We start from the raw sequence: 17,456 nt of genomic DNA, 5'->3' as shown, positions 1-17,456 counted from the left end.
GACCACACGGTTCCAAGGCCATGCCTTGGCAGCGGCGCAGGGACACTTTCGCGGTTGGAGGTTATTGAAGCAACTGCAAGATTTATGCAGCGGCCTCAACCGTCGCCTTCTCCGTGGCCGCCATCTCCGGCGGCGCGGCCTTGAAGCCCCGGGTGATCAGGGCCAGGACCAGGACGCCCAGCACCAGCCAGGACAGTCCCAGCGTAATGGCGTTGCTGTCCAGCTGGGAGAGCAGGTAGGCGCAGATGATAGCGCCGATCACCGGGACCACCACGTAGGACACCGGGTTCAGCTGCTGCCCGGCCCGGCGCTGGCGCACGTAGTGGAACACCACCGAGGCGTTCACCAGCGTGAAGGCGGTGAAGGCACCAAAGTTGATGAACGACGTCGACGTGGCCACGTCCAGGAAGATCGCGATCAGGCCCACGACGCCGGTGATCACCAGGTTCGCCACCGGGGTGTGGAACTTCTCGCTGAGCTTGCCGAAGACCGCCCTGGGCAGGACCGAGTCGCGGCCCATCGCGTACAGCAGGCGGGAGGCGCTGGCCTGCGCCGCGAGGCCGGAGGCGAACTGCGCCACCACCAGGCCGGCCAGGAACACGGCGCCGAACAGCTGCCCGCCGATCTGCAGGGCGATGGAACTGGCCGCGGAGGCCGAGTCCTCGAACACGCCGCCGGGGTGGACCAGCTGGGTCACGTAGGACACCGCCACGAAGATGCCGCCGCCGATCAGGGCCACCAGCATGATGGCGCGCGGCACGGTCCGGCGCGGGTTGATGGTCTCCTCGGTGAGGGTGGTGACGGCGTCGAACCCCAGGAACGAGTACGCGGCGATGGCCGCGCCTGCGGAGATGGTGGCGAAGCTGGCGGTGTCGTTGAAGAACGGCTGGCCGCTGGCCAGTCCCCCGGCGCCGTTGGCGGACACCACGCTGCCGATGGCCAGTGCCACGAAGAACACGAGGACCAGCAGCTGGAACGCCATCAGCACGTAGTTGGCCTTATCCGCCACCTTGATGCCCAGGATGTTCAGCAGCGTGGTGATGACGATGAAGCCCACGATCCAGACGCCGATGGGGATGCCGGGGAACTGGGCGCTCAGGTAGGAGCCGCCGATGAGCCAGATGACCATGGGGAGGAAGAGGTAGTCCAGCAGCACGGCCCAGCCCACCAGGAACCCGACCCGGGGATCGATGGAGCGGCGGACGTAGGTGTAGGCGGAGCCGGCCACGGGGTAGGCGATGGCCATCCGGCCGTAGCTGTGCGCGGTGAACAGCATGGCCACGAGCGCCACGAGGTACGCGGCGGGCGCGGCGCCGCCGGTGGTTTCGGCGATGATGCCGAAGATCCCCAGGACGATGATCGGGGTCAGGTACGCCAGACCGAACAGGACCAGCGAGGGCAGCTTCAGCGTGCGGGTGAGGGTTGTTGTCACGGTGTTTCCTTAGGGCTTGTAGGACGGCGGTGTCCAGGTGGCCGGGTTGATGCGGCCTTGGTAGACGGAAAGTTCGACGGCGGGCTCCCCCTCGCGGAACTGCGACCAGGGGCGGTTGAGGTTCTCCGTGCCGTGCGTTCGGACATGGTCGACGGCGGCCAGGTCCAATTCCGCGGTGAGCAGCTGGGGTTGATCGCCTTGGGCTTCGGCGAGGGTGTTGCCCTCCGGGTCGACGATGATGCTCCGGCCCATTCCGGTGGGGCCGGCGCAGTTGACGCTGACCATAAACACCTGGTTGACGATGGCGTTGGCCTTGGCGAGGGTCAGTTCCTGTTTGCGGTCCGGGGTGGTGGTTTTGACGACATTGAGGATCACCTCGGCGCCCATCCAGGCGAGCTGGCGGGACACCTCCGGATACCAGGCGTCGTAGCAGATGTTCAGGCCCACCCTGCCGATGCCGGGCAGGTCCACGGTGGTGAACCGGTCGCCGGGATCGTAGGGCTCGAACGGGCGCCAGGGGAAGATCTTCCGGTAGTAGCCGGCCAGCTCCCCTTCCGGGGACAGGACCAGCTGGGTGTTGAACAGCTGGCCTTCCGGGCCGCGTTCGCAGACGCTGCCGGGGACCAGCCAGATGTTGAGGTCTTTGGCCAGCTGTTTCAGCTCTTTGACCCGTGGGCCGTCCAGCGGCTGGGCGCTCGCCTGGAGCATTTCGGTTCTTTGGAGGTCCGGGCTTTGGTCGCCGAAGAGGTGCAGCTCGGGGAAGACCACCAGCTTGCTGTGCGGTTGCACCTCGAGTGCTGCTTTGACCTCATCGGCGAAGGCTGAGACGGGCTCGCCGATGAGCCGCGGCCGGGCCTGGGCGGCGATGAGGGGAAGGATGCGTTGCATGGGTTTTTCTCCGCGTTGGGGTGTGATCCGGGTTATATTAGATCAGAATGATCCAATAAAGGGAAGGGGGCCGGCGTGGGCCGTAAAGTAGCGGATATGACCCGTCAGCTGGAGGACACCGTCGAGCCCCCACCCCTCGGCGCCGGCAGGATGCCTGGGATGGAGCGCCGCAGTGCGATGGATGCTGTGCGGATGCGGATTGGCATGGCGATTTCGCTGGGGCTGCTGAAACCGGGTGAGCGGCTTCCGGACCAGGAGGACGTTGCCCTGGGCTTGTCGGTCAGCCCGATTACGGCCCGCCGTGCTTTGGCCAGCCTGGCAGAGCAGGGTGTGGTGGTGCGGCGCCGCGGCCGGGCGGGCGGAACGTTCGTGGCGGACTCGCCGCCTACTGATGTTCTGGCGTCACTTTCCGCGTCCCCGGCCGAGTCCCGGGCCGTGAACCGGCTGGTGGACCGGCGGCTGCTGTTCGAATGCGCGGTAACGCATTACGCAGCGGTCAACGCCACTGGCCAGCAGCTGGATGAGCTGGAGCGGCTGACCCGGGAAATGGCTAACGCGACCGACTGGTCGTACTACCACCGGATGGACGAGCAGTTCCATCAGCTGGTGGGCACTGCATCATGTCTGGACTCCGCCGTCGAGGTTTATCACGAGACGCTCGCCGAACTTTACGACTACTTCATCCCCTACCCCATCGAGAAGCTTCACAAGTCCAACCAGGACCACATCGCCCTGGTTGCAGCCCTCCGCGCCGGAGATGTCCAGGACGCCGTCGAGGTCGCCCGGAAGCACGTGGATATCCTGCACCGGACGATGTTCATGGGACTAAAGAAGGCGGCTCATTAGAGGCCTCTCCCGACTAATAAAAAGGTCTTCTCGCCAGCTCAGTGATCCGCGCCTGCCGTATCCCCTCGCGTCAGATTGCGGTAGCGAATAGCCAGGGCAAGTTCCAACAGGTCATTTAGCCGTAGCGGATCGTACCCGGTCAAAGTCTGTATCTTCTTCAGTCGGTGGGCCACTGTGTTGATGTGCACAAAGAGGCTCCTCGCAGTTTTGGATTGAGAGAAGTCATTGTCTACCAAGGCCTGGAGTGTCTTCAGCAGATGCGGGTGGTCTTCCAGCGGCCGCAATCGGGTGGCCATCAAAGCATCGGAGGTCTTAGCCCGGTCCAATAGCAAAGAGTCGACCAAGACAGCTTCATAAGTGACTACGGCTTGCCGCCGCTCTTGGCGCATGCCCACATCCGCGGCCGACAAGGCTTCAAGACAAGAAGAGCCAGCACTTGCGAGATCCTCGCCGATAGTGCCGACACCGACGATGAGGCGCCCGTCCCAGTGAAGCCCTGCGATGGTCGACTTTAAATTTTCGAGCACTCTGGCAACCGGGCCAGCGGGAGAAAATAAGCCGACTTGCGCTGCCGAGGTTCCTCCGAACAGGACCGGCCCCACAGCGGACGGCTGCAGGGCAAGCGTGAACCTGGTCCGCAGGCGAAGCGCCTTCAAAGGGTCCTTTTCTCCCTCGGTCGCTATGGCCACCGCCAGGTATGGGCGGCCGGGCTCCACCGAAAGCATCTGCGCCCACGTCGACAATTGCGCGGGATGAAGCGCGATACCGCTTATGAGCGCATCCATCAAGTCGCTCTGCGCGCGTTCATGCAGCGACTCCAGCACGGAGTAGGTCTCACGATATGAATTGACCGTGTGCTGGGAAAGTCGGTCGAACGTGTCAATTACCAAATCCGCATAATGCCGGGTCAACTTTAGCGGCCACCGATGGCGGTCCGACAAGACATCCAGCAGGAGGACCCGTTCAGTCACGCGGAACGCCAGAATGACCGATTCCAATGGGACATTCTGCTTCGCACGCCGGCTTCCGAGATCACTCTCTATCGCAAGCTCGCCGAATGTGGGCGCTTCGCCGCGTCGCAGCACGTTGATGGTGAGCCTAACGTAGCGTTCCACAGACCTGATCAGATCCGGCTTCTGCAACATATCGGCCGAGTACCCGGGCAGTTCGTTCCAGATCAGGTCCACCACTTCGGACGTCAAGCGTGCAATGTCCGGATCATACCTGCGGGCCCCTGATTGTGAAACCATCACAATATGATAGCGCCCAACGGTGGGGGTTTGCCCTCTTCTTTGGGTCTTTCCCACATGTCAGCATTGGAGCAACGCACGACGACGTGCGTGAACCCGCAAGGAGAAAATATGAACTTTCCTCTCGACATTGAATCCGATCTGACGACGCCTTCCGAAGAACTGATCCAGGACATCGCCTCCCTAGAAGGAGACATTGCGGTACTCGGCGTCGGAGGAAAGGTCGGCCCCAGTGTCGCCATCATGGCGAAACGGGCAATTGATAAGGCCGGCCTGAATAAGGAAGTTTTCGGGATCGCCCGTTTCTCGGACCCCGAAACCCGAACCCTCCTTGACTCTCATGGAGTCAGGACTTTGGCAGTGGATCTCACCGACGACCAGCAACTGGACTCCCTGCCGGACACCAAAAATGTCATTTACATGGCCGGGGCCAAATTCGGGACGACGGGCAACGAGCACTTCACCTGGATGATGAATTCGTACCTTCCGGGCCGTGTCGCCCAAAAGTTTCGGGACTCCAGGATCGTGGCCTTCTCGACACTCCTGACCTACCCCATGGCCGATGTGCGCCACGGCGGATCGACAGAGTCCGACGCACCAGGTCCTCTCGGCGAATACGCCGCTTCTTGCGTGGGACGGGAGCGGGTATTCGAACACTTCGCCCTCAAGAATGAGACCCCGCTGCTTATCTTCCGGCTCGGTTACTCGATCGAAACCCGGTACGGGGTCCTCCAGGAAATCGCCCAGACGGTTTTCGATTCGAAGCCGGTAAGCCTGGAGATGAGCCATGCCAGCGTTATCTGGCAGCGCGATGTTGCCGAATATGCAATCCGCAGCCTGAACCTTGCCTCGACTCCTCCCCGGAAGCTGAACATCACAGGACCGGAAATTGTCTCTGTCCGGTGGTTGGCCGAACAATTCGGGCGGCGGTTCGGCAAGGAAGTGACCTTCGAGGGCCAGGAAAACGAAACCGCCTATGTCATGGACGGAACGGCACTACAGGGAGAGTTCGGCTATCCCTCCGTGACTCTGCATCAGATGATCGAGCGAGTATCTGAGTGGACACAGGCGCAGGGACCCACGATAGGAAAACCAACAAAATTCCAACAGCGGAATGGACAGTTCTAGCCCAGACGCGACAAGCCAGGAAGCAATCAAATGACATTGAGCGTTACGGACAGGCAACCCCGGCCTGCATCCAGACCTGTCGGAACACGCCGTGCTGCAGCGGCCTGGGGTAAACATCGGACTTGGATCATGCCTGTGGTGGTAGGAATCGCCGCGGTTCTTCTTTGGCAAGTCCTGGTGACGTCGTTGAAAGTCCCCACGTACATCCTGCCTTTGCCCACGGAAGTGGCAAACACTCTATGGACCGAACGGGCAGATCTGTGGAATGCAACGCTGGTGACCACATTCGAGGTCCTTAGCGGATTCATACTCGCCGTACTCATTAGCGTTCCCGTGGCCATGCTGATCGTCTCGTTCAAGTGGTTCGAGACGATCGTCTATCCGTTCCTTGTTCTGCTACAGACCGTACCGAAGATTGCGCTGGCTCCGCTCTTCGTCGTCTGGTTCGGCTTCGGCATCGTGCCCAAAGTACTGGTCACGTTCTTGATCTGCTTCTTTCCGATCCTGCTTGACACTATGACCGGCCTGCGCTCTTCCAGCCCCGAAATGGCGAGCATGGTCAGGTCGATGGGTGGCGGCAAATGGTCTATTTTCACGAAGGTACGCCTCCCGGCCGCCTTACCCCACTTGTTTTCCGGGTTGAAGGTTGCCATAACGTTGGCAGTCGTCGGAGCAGTGGTCGGGGAGTTCGTCGGAGCCACGGAGGGTCTCGGCTACCTGCTATTGCGGGCGAACGCCAACCTGGACACGCCCTTGCTGTTTGCGGCCATCGTCATCCTCACAGTCCTCGGTCTGATCGTTTACTACACGGTGACGTTGATCGAACGCCTTGCTATTCCCTGGCACGTATCCCAGCGCGCCGAGACAGCGGTCACCACCGGACCTGCACTCTAACCACAGTCCTTATTCCCTAGAACCCATCGGAGAGTTCTCGTGAAAGCACGAAAAAAAGTTACGTTCACCGCCTTGGCAGCATCGGCCATTATGGCTTTGAGCGGCTGCGCCACCCCGGCTTCAAGCCCGTCCGGATCCGAGGCCAAGGGATTGGACAAGCTGCCAATCCGCCTGAACTGGACATTTGAAGCGGCCGACCATCCATGGTTTTTTGCCGGAATGGTCGAAGGCATTTATGCCAAGCACGGCATTGAACTCCAGCCGCAAGAAGGAACAGGATCTGCCTCGACATTGCAGTTGGTGGCATCCGGCAGCGACCCGGTAGGTCTCGTCGATGCAGGGACAATGATGGGTGGCGTGGGCAAGGGGCTACCCGTCAAGTCAGCCTGCGTTCTGGCACAGCGCAACCCTATGTCTGCCATATTCCCCGCCGGCGCGGGCATCTCATCGATCCGGGATTTGGCGGGAAAAACGGTGGCTGTGACGCCCGGCGACTCGCTGTCGCAAATATTTCCAGCAGTCCTCGCGAAGAACGGCATGTCCAAGGACGACGTGAAATTGGTGGGCCTGTCCGACCCTGCAGCGAAGCAGAACTCGGTACTGACAGGAGCCTCGGATGCTTTTCTCGGCTACTACACCCTGCAGCTCCCCGCAGTCGAGCAGAGTTCGGGCAAAGACATGGACTATCTCTCGTTCTCGAAACTTGGCGTGGACACGCTCAGCATGGCGATCGTGACCAACACGAGCTGGGCTAGCCAGAACAAGGAGCTTCTCGACCGCTTCATCAAAGCAACGCAGGAGTCTGTCGATTTCGTGGTGGCGAACCCAGCGAAGGCAGCCGACCACTTTGTAAAAGGTGTGCCGCGCTTCGATAGGGAGCTGGCATTGAAGCAGATCGAGGCCACTATCCCGCTGCTGCACACAAAGGCCACCGAGGGGAAGCCTGCATGCGTGACGGAAGAATCAGACTGGAAAGAAACCCAAAAAATTCTCGTCGAAAACACGGGCCTTCAGGAAAAGCCGCTCGATCTCTACTACACCAATGAGCACGCACAATGAGCCACACGGTAACGCCAGGGGCAGTGAACATGAAGCGCAGCGCGGGGACACCGATCGATATCCAGGACCTGTCGATCGAGTACCAATCGGGCAGCAAGACCGTAAGGGCCTTGGAACCGATTAACATGCAGATCAAGGCCGGGGAGTTCGTATCCGTCGTGGGGCCCAGCGGATGCGGTAAATCGACGCTCCTTAAGGCAGTGGCCGGGCTCATCCGCCCCTCGTCCGGCAGCGTCCGAGTCGGAGGAATCACGGTCACGAAGCCCCACTCAGATCTGGGGATCGTTTTCCAGAATCCGCTCCTAATGGACTGGCGGACGATCATCTCAAACGTGCTCCTGCAAGCCGAGATGAGGGACATGCCCAAAGAGGAGGCCACCGCGAAAGCCAAGGCTTTGCTCGCCCAGGTGGGCCTTTCCGGATTCGAAAATCACCGCCCACATGAGCTTTCCGGCGGCATGCAACAGAGGGTCGGCATCTGCCGGGCGCTTCTGCATGAACCTCCCCTTATCATCATGGACGAGCCCTTCGGAGCCCTTGACGCCCTCACCCGCGAACAGATGTGCTACGACCTGCAAGCGCTGTGGATTGAACGACGTCCCACCGTTCTCTTCATCACCCACTCAATCGCGGAAGCCACTTTGCTTTCAGACCGGGTCATCGTCCTTTCAGGAAGGCCCGGACGCATCCTCGCCGAGTTCGAGCTCAATCGCGACCGACCCCGGCGGCTGGACGACGAGGACCATCCCGAAGTGGATCATGTCAGCCGCGAGATCCGCCGCCTGTTGGCCGTGAAGAATCCTTCGTAGGAAATGACATGAAGCTCATTTCCTACGATCAGTCCGGATTCGCTGCACTTGCCATAGTCCGGGAAAGCGCTGACGGTTCCAAGGTGCTGCCGGTAACCTCGTGGGCCGCTGCCGAGGACATGACCTGTGCTGTGAGTATGCGCGACGTTTTACAGGACTGGACATATTGGAAGGGCCGCTTAAGCGAGCTGGCGGCTGGATCCAGGCCCGAAGACTGGTTGCCTGCAGCGGAGGTGGAGATTCTCGCACCGGTACCAAGCCCCGGATCCCTGATCGGAATTGGCCTCAACTACGAGGATCATGCCGCCGAAACCGGTTCACCTCGCCCATCCGAACCGGTCGTCTTCGCTAAGCACCCATCCTGCATTGTGGGGCCCTGGCGTGACATCATCCTGCCTGAAGCATCACAGGAAGTGGACTATGAGGCAGAACTCGCAATCGTCATCGGACAGCCGGCATTCCATGCCGATGTCGATGAAGCGCGGAATGCCATCGCCGGTTACACGATCATGAATGACGTGACGGCCCGGGACTGGCAGCGACGGACAAGCCAATGGATGGCGGCGAAATCCTTTCCGAGCTTCGGTCCCATGGGACCGCTTATGGTGACCGCCGACGAACTCGGGTGCGCGGAGGATCTCAAGATCTCGCTGTCTGTAAACCAGAAGCGACGCCAGGACTCATCAACCAGCCAAATGATTTTCGGTGTCGTGGACATCGTGCGGCATGTCTCATCCGTTTGGCCGCTCGCACCCGGAGACGTCATCATCACTGGAACACCAGCGGGAGTGGGCTTTACACGACACCCGGCTGCATTCCTTCACGCTGGCGACGTCGTCGAAGTATCAATCGAGGGCATTGGCGTACTCACCAACAAGGTAAGTACTGCGGACGGAAGCCGCAAAGTGAAGGCCTCGGGCACGTCGAAAGGCTTGGCTGATTCCCTCCATACTTTGGGCCAGCGGTGAGTAAGGGCGTGAGTTCCCGCTTACCGGGTCCGGCTGACACACCCAGGCGGTGAGAAGACCGAAGCCCCCCCATCTCCGACCGCAGCTTTGCCACGGCCTAGCACCGCTTTAACCAGACAGGGATTGCAAATGATCAAGGAAGAACCACAAGGGCCGGTCATTCCGGCCACGATGAAGGCGGCCGTGTGGGACGGCGAAGGGGCCAGGCTCAACGTAGAGTCGATTCCTACCCCGGAACCACAAAAGGACGAAGCCCTGGTCAAGATTGCGGCCTGCGGGGTCTGCCATAGCGACCTGCACGTGATGAAGGGCGAAGTGGCGTTTCCCTCGCCGGCCGTGCTCGGCCATGAAATCAGCGGAACCATCGTGGCAATCGGCGAAGGTACCTTCCACTCGGAAAGAGCTGTGGGAGACCGGGTGGTCGGGGCATTCATCATGCCATGCACCAAGTGCGACTCATGCACCAAGGGGCGCGACGACCTGTGCGAACAGTTCTTCCAGGAGAACCGGCTGCACGGAAACCTGTTCGACGGGACCTCCAGGCTTCGCCGCTCTGACAACAGCCGCCTCTCCATGTACTCAATGGCCGGCATGGCTGAATATGCAGTCGTGCCGCTTTCAGCTCTAGCCTCGGTGCCTCATGAGCTTCCGCTGGAAGAGGCCGCCGTCCTGGGCTGCGCGGCTTTCACCGCATTCGGGGCAGTCACCCGCGCTGCCCGGCTCGAGGCCGGGGAATCCGTCGCCATCGTTGCTGTTGGCGGGGTCGGATCGAGCCTCATCCAAGTCGCAAAATTTGCCGGCGCCGCTCCCATCATCGCAATCGATATAAGCGACGCCAAACTTGCAGCAGCGAAGTCCTTGGGGGCTGACTTCACCATCAACTCAGGCACAGAGGATGCCGTAGAAGCGGTACGGCGGCTGACGGGAGGGAGAGGTGCAAACGTTGCATTCGAAGCACTAGGTCACCCAGCGACTTTTGCCCAAGCCATTTCCCTTCTCAGCGAGGGGGGACGAATGGTGGCTGTGGGGATCGCTGCGGGTACCCAGACCGCTTCGGTTCCGATTACGCCCCTCGTCCGGAGAGGACAGTCAATCGTGGGTTCCTTCGGCGCACGAACCCGAAGCGACCTGCCGCTCGTAGTAGACATGGCCAAGACCGGAGGGTATGCACTGGATCAGGTCGTGACCCGCAAGTATCCGCTCGCTGACGTGCAAAAGGCCTTCACGGCAATGGAAAAGGGAGAGATCCATGGCAGGGCAATCGTCTGCCCGGAACAGCTGACGCCATGGACACCGGACGAAGGCTCGCATCAGCTTGAAAACCTCACAAGGGCCAATGCTCTCTAGCTAATCAACCGCCACGACTAGTAGCGAGCGGGCCGGGTACGCAGAAATCCGCCGGATCAGCAACTGCATCGCCGCCTCACGCTTGGCCGCAGCGACCGAGCCAACCCGGCCGCCGCCTTCGCGTCCCGCCGATCCTGGCACTGCCAAAGACACGTCCCAGCTGCTGATCCCCTGTCCACCACGGACAAGATAGCCGGGCCTCAGAAAGGAACTATCCGTGCATTTTCAATCACTGTCGGGCGCGGCGGCCTTGGTCAACTGGATCACGGTCGGGCGCAGCGACGTACCCACATTCGATGACTGGTACAACTACCAACATGTGCCGGAACGGGTTTCAACACCGGGTTTTATGCGCGCCCGCCGTTTCATAGCAACTGACCAACCCGATTCAGCCGAAGCAAACTACCTCACCGTGTATGAGACAGCTGACCTCTCGGTGCTGAATTCGCCGGAATACCTTCGCCGGCTCAACAACCCGACCGAACTGACCCAACGCGTTATCCCCACCTTCCGGCAGTTCCGGCGGGCAGCCTGCGTCATCAGCGTACAGCGCGGTTTCGGTTCCTCCAGCCGCGTACTGGCGATCGAGCTTTCGCCCGAGCGTCGCCACGAACAACCGTTGCGGACGCTGATCGCAGATACGCTGCTGCCGGGTGTGATCGCAGGACACCTTGTACACACCGCGTGCCTGATGGAACCAGACGCCGCAGTGAGCTCCGCGAAAGATTCAACCCGGGAAGGCCTCGCAACCGCCAGCGCACTGCCAGCGTCGTGGACAATTCTCGCCGAACTGCAAACAGGCGTCGATGCAGAGCGCGTAATCAAGGAATTCGGCAAGGGAATCGAAGGGTCCGGGATCGATCCGAAGACCATAGGCTCCGGCGGGGAGTTCCAGTTGCTCTACGAACTTCGCGCCGCAGCAAACATCGCAGCCTAAGACCAATAACCAGGAGGAACATAAGTGCGCATCGCAAACGTTACCAACCGACTTACTATCGTCACCGAGGAAGGGGCCGTGGATGTTGCGGCTGCGAGCGGTGGACGTTTCGGCCCCGATCCGCAGTCTGTGTATGACGAATGGGAACCATTCGTCGGCTGGGCGCGCACTGCCGACCTCTCGTCGTCGGCCCCGTTCGACTTTGACGCCCTCGGTTCACCAGTGCCTCGCCCCCGCCAAGTTTTTGCTATAGGTCTGAACTACGTAAACCATGCCAAGGAATCTGGCCTGCCAGTGCCTTCTGTCCCGATGGTCTTCACGAAGTTCCCAAGCGCCATAACGGGCCCGTCCGGAACGATCGAGCTATCCGGCAACTCCGTCGACTGGGAGGTTGAGCTGGTCGCAGTCATAGGGGCGGAGGCAAGGAATGTATCCGAAGCAGACGCGTGGGAACATGTGGCTGGCCTGACTGCAGGGCAGGACATTTCGGATCGCCAGGTGCAACTGGAAGGTACCTCACCGCAGTTCAGCATGGGCAAGTCGTTCGAAAAGTACGCTCCCATAGGCCCTTGGCTTGTGACCACGGATGAATTCGAGAACCCGGATGACCTGCGGGTGAGCTGCCTCAAGGGTGAGGAATCGGTACAGGATTCCCGGACGTCGGACCTGGTCTTCTCGGTTCCGCAGCTTGTCTCCTACCTGTCCAAGATCGTAACCCTCTATCCGGGCGACGTGATCTTCACAGGTACGCCAGAGGGCGTAGGGCTTGGGCGGTCTCCGCAGATCTATCTTTCGGAGGGGGACGTACTCACGACGACCATCGAGGGAATCGGCTCGATGGTTCACAAGTTCGTCAGCCCTGTCAACGAGGAAACGCCGAAGAAAATCCGCGATGAAGCCGAGGAGGCCACCTCCGGAGCAGCGGCGAGGTAGCCACAGGCTGCGACGGCCTTCCTGGGCCGGAGGCCCGTTTGTCAGCGGCGCCTGCAACGCAACCACAAGAAGAGTTCGCGGCACCAGTGGTGACAGCTGCACCGGCATGCCCGGCAAAGGTGCATGACGAAGGGCGCACCCGGCCAGCGCTCGAGGCGGCGGACGAGGTACTTCCGGCGCGGGACGCACCAAAAGCGGCGAACGACGTCGACCTCGGCCTTGGGCAGGTTGCCCGCCTGCTCGCCGGAGAGAGCATCTGGCCGGAGCTAGGCCGGAACTCCACGAGCTCGCCGACCGCCTCGGCGCGCTGACTCCCGGCACCGCCTGGCGCTCAACCTCCACGAGGGCGAGGGACACCTCGGCGTCGCGGCGGTTCGGCACGGACCCGCGGCCGGGCTCATGGCCTACGCCGACGTGGCCCTGGTGGCCGGGGCTTCATCGGCTGGGCACCCATGTACTGGACCGACGCCGGCGCCCGGGGAACGTTCGTGGCCGACTGCCGGATCACGTCCAGCGTCCGGGCCCTTGGCTTGTGAATTTACGCCCCGCGGGCCGCGAAGGCTCCGGTCGCGGGCTAGATACGTTGGTGCGGCTTCATCACCAACGATGGCAGCACTCGGGATTCTGGCACGCCCATTTGGCTATGCCGCTTTCAACTTTGCCCGTGGCAGGGTAGAAGCGCTATTTGGGGACGATTACGCAGCCGGCAAATTCGGCTTTGGGGTTCTGCTCACTGTGTCGGGCATGACCATGCCGTGGATAATGCGCCACGATTCGTGGCCGCAAACCGGGCACTTCGTCGTCGCAGTTTTCGCTTGGTGTTTCCATTTTCTGCCACCCCAGGAACGCAACCTCGGCCGCAGACATTCTGCGGTCTTACAAAAATCTTTTTAGGGCTAGCGGCGAACAAGCCGCCACAGGGACGTGACCTCGGCCGCGCGCGCCTCGAACAGGGGATCGTCGCGGTCCGATGCCTTCGGGTGCGTTGGCTTGGTGTCGAGCCGTTCCACCACTTTCAGCCCTGCAGCCTCGATGGCGGCCAGCAGATCCTCACGCGAGCGCAGGCCAAGGTGCTCGGCCAGGTCGGAGAGGACCAGCCAGCCCTCACCGCCCGGCTCCAGATGGTCGGGCAGTCCGTTCAGGAAGCGGAACAGCATCCTGCTCCCGGGGTCGTAGACCGCGCTGTCCAGGCTGGAATGCGGCGTGGCAGGGATCCACGGCGGGTTGCACACGATCAGCGGCGCCCGGCCCGGCGGGAACATGTCGGTCAGGACCGCCTCGGCACGGTCCGCGACACCGAGGTTCCGGAAATTCTCCCCGGCGCAGGCGACGGCGCGCGGCTCATTGTCCGTCGCCACCACGCGGCGGACGCCGCGGCGGGCGAGGACGGCAGCGAGCACCCCGGTGCCGGTTCCGACGTCGAACGCCAGCGTCTCAGTGGGCAGCGCGGCGGCGCCCACGAGATCCACATACTCGCTCCGGGTGGGGAAGAACGTGCCATAGTGCGGGTGGATGCGGCCCTGCAGGGCATCGACGTAGACGCCGTTCCGTCGCCACTCGTGGGCGCCAATGGCCCCGACCAGCTCATGCAGGGACACCAGGGACGGTTCGCCGATGCCACCGTATGCCTCGGCGGCGGCATCCCGGATGTCCGGGGCGCGGCGCAGCGGCACCACCGGGCCCGGATCGAGGGGAATCAGCAGCAGACCGAGAATGCGTGCACGGTGCGAGGCGGCCTGGCGGTGCCGGTAGAACCTCTCGGCACCGGTTCCGGAGGTCCTTTTCTTACCGCCGCCTACCCGCCGGTCCAGGGCGTTAAGGAGCTGCCGCCCGTTATGGAAGTCACCGCGCCAGAGCATCGCGATCCCCTGTGACGCCATCCGGTACGCCTCATCGGCTGTAAGGGAATCGTCCACCACTTCGACCCGCGTCGGCGCCGGCCTGCCGTTCGCCGACCGCCAGCGCGCGGTCATGCTGGTCCCGGCCTCAACCCAGGTCACAACAACGGCAGGCTCATCCGCCGCAGCAGCGCGCACGGGATTGGGGACCGGCGTCGGGATTACCGCGGGTGCTGGCGGGTCAATGCTGATGAAGGATCCATTCTGAAAATCCGGGAGCCGGCCGGGGTGACGATTGCGGCGGCGGTTCGACGACGTCCAAGGCTGTGGCCCAGCTTCCAGACCCCTCATCCGGCTGCGCGCCGGGCTTGGTCGATGGCCGCCGGGGCCCTTGAACTAGATACTCAGGATACAGGTGTGCTGTAGCCGCCGTCGCTCATCGGGGGCCAGACCGACACCCCCCGCCGCGTACCCATTCCCCGCATCTCCGGTCGGTACAGAAAGGCGCGCCCGGCCAAAGCCGGACGCGCCTTTCGTGGGCTCTGAACCCGCAAACCGGGCCAAAGCGGATTATTCAGTCGACGAGCACCGGCTGCTTGGCGTCCTCCGACGCTTCAACAGGCGCAACCTTACGGTTCCGCTGGTTCACCCAGCACCCAACCGCCAGCAGCGCGACGAGCGCGAACGTGCTCAGGAGCTGGGGACGGGAGTCCTCGCCGATGAAGCCCACCGTGAAGATCGCCGCGAGGATGACCAGGCCAAGCCCGGTCAGCCACGGGAAGCCGGGCATCCGCAGGGGAAGCTCCGTCCCCTCGCGGTCGGCGCGGAGGCGCAGCGCGAGCTGGGCCAGGAGCGCCGACGTCCACACGAGCAGGCAGGTGGAGCCCACGATGTTGAGCAGGACGCCCAGCACCATCTCGGGGAAAACCAGCTCCAGCACCACCGTGACAACGCCGAAGGCGACGCTCGCCAGCACCGCGGCCACCGGGACCCGCCCCTTGGACACGGAAGCAAGCAGCCGCGGCGCTTCGCCCCGCTCAGCCAGGGAGTACGCCATCCGGGAGGCGCCGTAGAGGTTGGCGTTGAGCGCGGACAGCAGTGCCGCGACGGCCACCAGGGTAATGGCCGTGGCTGCACCGGGCATGCCGGCGGCCTCCAGGACGGCGGCGAACGGGCTCTTCAGCCCCGCCGAACCCACGGGAACCACCGCAGCGATGATGAAGATGGCACCGATGTAGAACACCAGGATGCGCCACAGCACGGTGCGGACGGCTTTCTTCACGCTGCGGGCCGGCTCTGCGGTCTCGGCTGCGGCCACGGACACAATCTCGGTGCCGCCGAACGCGAACGCCACCACGAACAGTGCCGTGGCAATCCCGGCGAACCCGTTGGTCGCGAAGCCGTCGCCCATGAAGTTGGAAAGGCCCGGCGACTGCACGCCCGGCAGCCAGCCGAACAGCAGCGCAAAGCCCACCAAGAGGAACCCGACGATCGCCGCCACCTTGAGCAGTGCGAACCAGAACTCGAACTCGCCGAAGTTCTTCACGCTGGTCAGGTTCACGGCGGTGAGCACCACGATGAACACGAAGGCCATCAGCCACACCGGCAGCGCCGGGAAGATGGTGGCGAGCAGGCCTGCCGCACCGAGCGCTTCGGCGGCGATGACCACCACGAGCTGCAGCCACCAGAGCCATCCCACCGTGGCACCGGCCACCGGCCCGTAGGCCTTGGCGGTGTAGACGGAGAAGGCGCCGCTGTCCGGGTTGGCCGCGGCCATCTCGCCGAGGGCCCACATCACCAGGATGATGAGGGTGCCGGCCACGAGGTAGGAGATCAGCACCGCCGGGCCGGCGGCCTGGATGCCTGCGCCGGAGCCGATGAAGAGACCCGCGCCAATGGCGCTTCCGAGCCCCATCATGGTGAGCTGGCGGGGTTTGAGGGCGGCGCCGAGGGCGCGCGCAGACGTCTTTGTCTGTTGTTCCATGGGGATTCCTCTGGTTGTGGGTGGAACTGTTGGGGATAAAACTTCAAGCTGCGTGGGCTTCGAGGATCCGGAGCACGCGGTCGTTGGAGGCGGGATCGGCCACGGTGATCCGCACGCCGTCGCCCTGGTACGCCCGGACAAGGATGCCCGCGCGGTCGAACGCGTCCACGAGCCTGGCGCGGAGGTCCTCACCGGCACGGATCCACAGGAAGTTGCCCTGGCTCGGCTGCAGTTTCCAGCCTTGGGCCGTGAGTTCGGCGGCCATCCGTGCGCGCTCCTGCCTGACGGCGGCAACCCGCGCTTCCATCTCCTCCCCCGCGTCCAGCGACGCGACGGCTGCCTTCTGCGCCAGCGCGCTCACGGAAAAGGGCAGGGCGGTGCGGCGCAAACCGTCGGCGATTGCCGCCGTCGTAATCGCATAGCCGACGCGCAGGCCGGCGAGGCCGTAAGCCTTGGAGAAGGTGCGCAGGATGCAGATGTTCGGGTACCGGCGGTAGAGCGCCAGGGAATCGGGGCCGCTGCCGGCTTCAGCGTACTCAACGTAGGCCTCGTCGATCACCACCAGGACGCTGGACGGCACAGTCTGCAGGAAGGCCTCGATGCGGTCATGGCTGATCGGCACCCCGGTCGGGTTGTTGGGGGTGCACAGCAGGATGACCCTGGTGCGGTCAGTGACGGCTGCGGCCATGGCTGCGAGGTCGTGGCCCTCGGCATCGTCCAGCGGAATGCGGACCGGCCGGGCGCCTGCCAGCTCCACCAGGATGGGGTACGCCTCGAAGGAGCGCCAGGCGAACACCACTTCATCCCCGGCGTCGCACAGTCCGGTGATGATCTGCTGGAGGACGCCCACGCTGCCGGGACCCACAGCCACTTCCTCCGCGGTGACGCCGAGGTGCCGGGCGAGCCGTTCGCGGAGTTCGACGGCGGCCATGTCCGGGTAGCGGTTCATCCTGCCGGCCGCTTCGGCCACCGCGGTGACGGCTGCGGGCAGCGGGTCGTAGTGGCTTTCATTGCTGGCGAGGGCCGCGGTGTCCACGCCGGCGCCGCGCCGGCCCGGCACGTAGGACGGAAGGCCGGCGACGGCGCCGCGAAGGGTGGGCAGCGCTGCCTCGGGACCGGCCACAAGCTGATTACTGGTCATGA

17 protein-coding genes are annotated in these 17,456 nt (G+C 63.0%); 11 read left to right on the top strand and 6 right to left on the bottom strand.

What is annotated here, in order from left to right:
• Positions 1-82: 82 nt before the first annotated feature.
• Together ACQ3DC_RS10305 and ACQ3DC_RS10300 are read right to left on the bottom strand one after the other, a co-directional pair.
• Complete coding sequence (locus tag ACQ3DC_RS10305) at positions 83-1,432, bottom strand: APC family permease (RefSeq protein ID WP_430752162.1); 1,350 nt, start codon at positions 1,430-1,432, stop codon at positions 83-85.
• Positions 1,433-1,441: 9 nt separating this feature from the next.
• The gene (locus tag ACQ3DC_RS10300) at positions 1,442-2,320 is read right to left on the bottom strand and encodes a carbon-nitrogen hydrolase family protein (protein WP_430752161.1); all 879 of its coding nucleotides are present in this window, start codon (positions 2,318-2,320) and stop codon (positions 1,442-1,444) included.
• Between the two features lie 96 nt (positions 2,321-2,416).
• Between ACQ3DC_RS10300 and ACQ3DC_RS10295 the strand changes: the two genes are divergently transcribed.
• Complete coding sequence (locus ACQ3DC_RS10295; RefSeq protein ID WP_430752160.1) at positions 2,417-3,166, top strand: FadR/GntR family transcriptional regulator; 750 nt, start codon at positions 2,417-2,419, stop codon at positions 3,164-3,166.
• Between the two features lie 38 nt (positions 3,167-3,204).
• Here the strand turns inward: ACQ3DC_RS10295 and ACQ3DC_RS10290 are convergent, their stop codons facing one another.
• Positions 3,205-4,368 (bottom strand): PucR family transcriptional regulator, encoded by a 1,164-nt coding sequence (locus ACQ3DC_RS10290; RefSeq protein WP_430752159.1) that lies wholly within the window; start codon positions 4,366-4,368, stop codon positions 3,205-3,207.
• Positions 4,369-4,527: 159 nt separating this feature from the next.
• Between ACQ3DC_RS10290 and ACQ3DC_RS10285 the strand changes: the two genes are divergently transcribed.
• The 10 genes from ACQ3DC_RS10285 (at position 4,528) to ACQ3DC_RS10240 (ending at position 13,385) form a co-directional block, all read left to right on the top strand.
• Positions 4,528-5,544 carry an NAD-dependent epimerase/dehydratase family protein gene (locus ACQ3DC_RS10285; protein WP_104997056.1) on the top strand — a complete coding sequence of 339 codons (1,017 nt, stop codon included), beginning with the start codon at positions 4,528-4,530 and terminating at the stop codon, positions 5,542-5,544.
• Positions 5,545-5,673: 129 nt separating this feature from the next.
• Entirely contained in the window at positions 5,674-6,438 is a 765-nt protein-coding gene (locus tag ACQ3DC_RS10280; RefSeq protein ID WP_430752158.1) for an ABC transporter permease, read from the top strand.
• 39 nt (positions 6,439-6,477) lie between these two features.
• The gene (locus ACQ3DC_RS10275) at positions 6,478-7,497 is read left to right on the top strand and encodes an ABC transporter substrate-binding protein (protein WP_430752157.1); all 1,020 of its coding nucleotides are present in this window, start codon (positions 6,478-6,480) and stop codon (positions 7,495-7,497) included.
• Positions 7,494-8,306, top strand: a complete 813-nt coding sequence (locus ACQ3DC_RS10270; RefSeq protein ID WP_430752156.1) for an ABC transporter ATP-binding protein — start codon at positions 7,494-7,496, stop codon at positions 8,304-8,306. The genes ACQ3DC_RS10275 and ACQ3DC_RS10270 overlap by 4 nt, the downstream gene beginning before the upstream one ends.
• An 8-nt stretch (positions 8,307-8,314) precedes the next feature.
• Positions 8,315-9,274, top strand: a complete 960-nt coding sequence (locus ACQ3DC_RS10265) for a fumarylacetoacetate hydrolase family protein (protein ID WP_430752155.1) — start codon at positions 8,315-8,317, stop codon at positions 9,272-9,274.
• Between the two features lie 129 nt (positions 9,275-9,403).
• Positions 9,404-10,621, top strand: a complete 1,218-nt coding sequence (locus ACQ3DC_RS10260) for a zinc-binding dehydrogenase (protein WP_430752154.1) — start codon at positions 9,404-9,406, stop codon at positions 10,619-10,621.
• A 217-nt stretch (positions 10,622-10,838) separates the two neighbouring features.
• Positions 10,839-11,558 carry a hypothetical protein gene (locus tag ACQ3DC_RS10255; RefSeq protein WP_430752153.1) on the top strand — a complete coding sequence of 240 codons (720 nt, stop codon included), beginning with the start codon at positions 10,839-10,841 and terminating at the stop codon, positions 11,556-11,558.
• Positions 11,559-11,582: 24 nt separating this feature from the next.
• On the top strand, positions 11,583-12,491 hold the full coding sequence (locus ACQ3DC_RS10250; protein WP_430752152.1) for a fumarylacetoacetate hydrolase family protein: 909 nt from the start codon (positions 11,583-11,585) through the stop codon (positions 12,489-12,491).
• 89 nt (positions 12,492-12,580) lie between these two features.
• Positions 12,581-12,802 (top strand): hypothetical protein, encoded by a 222-nt coding sequence (locus ACQ3DC_RS10245; protein ID WP_430752151.1) that lies wholly within the window; start codon positions 12,581-12,583, stop codon positions 12,800-12,802.
• Positions 12,803-13,097: 295 nt separating this feature from the next.
• On the top strand, positions 13,098-13,385 hold the full coding sequence (locus ACQ3DC_RS10240) for a hypothetical protein (RefSeq protein WP_430752150.1): 288 nt from the start codon (positions 13,098-13,100) through the stop codon (positions 13,383-13,385).
• 2 nt (positions 13,386-13,387) lie between these two features.
• Here ACQ3DC_RS10240 and ACQ3DC_RS10235 read toward each other — a convergent pair whose 3' ends face one another.
• The 3 genes from ACQ3DC_RS10235 to hisC all read right to left on the bottom strand — a co-directional run bounded on the left by ACQ3DC_RS10235 (position 13,388) and on the right by hisC (position 17,454).
• Entirely contained in the window at positions 13,388-14,464 is a 1,077-nt protein-coding gene (locus ACQ3DC_RS10235) for a methyltransferase (protein ID WP_430752177.1), read from the bottom strand.
• A 439-nt stretch (positions 14,465-14,903) separates the two neighbouring features.
• Positions 14,904-16,313: an amino acid permease gene (locus tag ACQ3DC_RS10230; protein ID WP_430752149.1), complete on the bottom strand. Its 1,410-nt coding sequence runs from the start codon at positions 16,311-16,313 to the stop codon at positions 14,904-14,906.
• 43 nt (positions 16,314-16,356) lie between these two features.
• On the bottom strand, positions 16,357-17,454 hold the full coding sequence (gene hisC, locus ACQ3DC_RS10225; RefSeq protein WP_430752148.1) for a histidinol-phosphate transaminase: 1,098 nt from the start codon (positions 17,452-17,454) through the stop codon (positions 16,357-16,359).
• Positions 17,455-17,456: the final 2 nt, after the last annotated feature.

Origin of the sequence: Paenarthrobacter sp. NEAU-H11, assembly GCF_050573415.1 — a bacterium.
Lineage (GTDB): Bacteria > Actinomycetota > Actinomycetes > Actinomycetales > Micrococcaceae > Arthrobacter.
The sequence above is the reverse complement of the archived record's forward strand: the minus strand, read 5'-3'. Positions and strand labels throughout refer to the sequence as shown.